The 2,093-nt window shown below is 61.6% G+C and carries 2 protein-coding genes; both read left to right on the top strand.

What is annotated here, in order from left to right; all coding sequences use genetic code 11:
• The first annotated feature begins 707 nt into the window (after window positions 1-707).
• Window positions 708-1,613, top strand: coding sequence for a group II intron reverse transcriptase/maturase (gene ltrA, locus ABZS71_RS35545; RefSeq protein ID WP_356216979.1), 906 nt, complete (start codon window positions 708-710; stop codon window positions 1,611-1,613).
• A 5-nt stretch (window positions 1,614-1,618) separates the two neighbouring features.
• Window positions 1,619-1,912 carry a group II intron maturase-specific domain-containing protein gene (locus tag ABZS71_RS35540; RefSeq protein ID WP_356216976.1) on the top strand — a complete coding sequence of 98 codons (294 nt, stop codon included), beginning with the start codon at window positions 1,619-1,621 and terminating at the stop codon, window positions 1,910-1,912.
• The last annotated feature ends 181 nt before the right edge of the window (window positions 1,913-2,093 follow it).

The following is a 2,093-nucleotide window of genomic DNA, read 5'->3' as shown; positions in this document are numbered from 1 at the left end:
GGCCGAGGAGGCCGAGCTGGAACGGCTGCGCAAGAAGGTCGCCCGGCTGGAGAAGGACCTGGCCCGCCGTGACGCGGCCCTGGAGGTCATGGGAAAAGGTGTGCCACGAACGCGGGAGGCTGCTTGCGGTAGTTGAGTAGTTGAACGCGGTGCTGCACGGGAGATGAAGGATTTCGGCCCTTCGGAGTCGCCCTGCGGGGGGAGACTTCAAACCGCCACATGCTGCGGGAGCGGTGACGTGACCGTGGTGAGCGACTGTGGAAAAGGCGTCCGTGAGGCGTCAGGTGGGGATCAGGGAGACGGAGCGCAGTCCCCTTGTAGGGGATCGCTGTTGACGCGTCGTTATTGATGAGATGGCATCAGAACCGGGTGTTACTTTTTGGCCCGGGATGAGTCTGGCGGAAACCCGTTTACTGGCCAGGTGGTGCCCGGCGTGGAGGCGACGTGAATCTGGTCTGCTGCTTTTGTGCGGAACGTGGGAAGACACACTTCGATGCCTCAACCCTGCGTTCTTTGTGCAGTGTTGTAAAAGGGAGCCTTCCAAGCGGACAACCCGCGAGGAACTGAGTACCGATGCGGAGTGTGTTGGCGGACCGGTTCGTAGTAGCGGTGAACCTCCTGCTGGGCGCGGTGGGAGTGGAGTGAAGGGGCCGGATTATCCGTGGTTCGTTTGTTCGGTCAACCAGGAGTTCCCTGGGAGGAGCTGCGTGGACGAGCTGAAGTCACAGATCAAGTCGTTCGAGATATCGAAGATGGAGGTCTGGGAGGCGTACCTGAAGGTCAAGGCCAACCAGGGTGCTCCGGGAGTGGATGGCTGCACGATCGAGGCGTTCGAGAAGGATCTGAAGGGGAACCTCTATAAGATCTGGAATCGGATGGCCTCGGGAAGCTACTTTCCCCCTCCGGTGAGAGGCGTGGAAATCCCGAAGCCGCACGGCGGCGGGGTTCGTTTGCTCGGTGTGCCCACGGTCGCGGACAGAATCGCCCAGACGGTGGCGGCCGCTCATCTGGAGAAACGGGTGGAAGCGGTGTTCCACCCAGACTCCTACGGCTACCGGCCGAACAGGTCAGCTCTGAACGCGGTCGAAGCATGCCGGCGGCGGTGTTGGAAGAAGAGGTGGGCCGTCGATCTCGATGTCTCCAAATTCTTCGACAGCGTCCGCTGGGACCTCGTCATCAAGGCGGTGGAAACCCATACCAATGCCGCGTGGGTCGTGCTGTATGTGAAGCGGTGGCTTGCCGCTCCACTGCAACTTCCCGACGGCACCTTGCGGCAAAGAGACCGTGGAACCCCGCAAGGTTCAGCGGTTTCTCCCGTGCTGGCGAACCTTTTTCTGCACTACGCATTCGATCTGTGGCTCTCCCGGAATTTTCCGGACGTCCAGTTCGAACGTTACGCAGATGACGCAGTCGTGCACTGCGACTCCGAGCGCCGGGCCCGTGAGGTCCTGACGGCGATCGGGGACAGGATGGAAGAGGTCGGCCTGCAACTGCACCCGGCTAAGACCCGGATCGTGTACTGCGGAAGAGACGGGCGCCACGGTGGTGTCGCGGCAACGTCGTTCACCTTCCTCGGTTTCACGTTCCAGCGTCGCCCAGCAAGGACGCCCTGAAGAAGATGAGCATGGAGGTCCGCTCCTGGCGGCTCCACATGCACATCGGCTACACCCTCGGCGAGTTCGCGCGATGGCTCAACCCCATCATCCGCGGCTGGATGCAATACTACGGTGCCTTCTATCGCACTGAGTTGTATCCCCTCCTCAAGCGCATCAACTACTACCTGATGCGCTGGGTCCGCAAGAAATACCGACGGCTGACGACCTTCAAGAAGTTCCACCGGAGATGGAAGCAGGTCACCACCGCGTACCCGCTCTTCTTCGCCCACTGGAAATGGGTCCACTCGATCTGGTGACCAGGATAATAGGAGCCCGGTGACGGGAGACTGTCACGCCGGGATCTGTGGGAGCCCGGGGGTGAAATTCCCCCGGGCCACCCGACCCAACGCGCTCTTGGAACTGCTCTCCGAGAGCGCGGACTGAAGCATGCCGCCGCGCCGGTGATCGATGAGGCTTTCGCGGGTGTCCAGGGGCAGT

This window comes from Streptomyces sp. NPDC005393, from assembly GCF_040606675.1.
Taxonomy (GTDB): Bacteria; Actinomycetota; Actinomycetes; order Streptomycetales; family Streptomycetaceae; genus Streptomyces.
This window is presented reverse-complemented; position numbering and strand designations above follow the sequence as displayed.

Coding starts and splice junctions, on each gene's coding strand:
- ABZS71_RS35540 (WP_356216976.1), top strand. CDS start 1,619: ATGAGCATGGAGGTCCGCTCCTGGCGGCTCCACATGCACATCGGCTAC.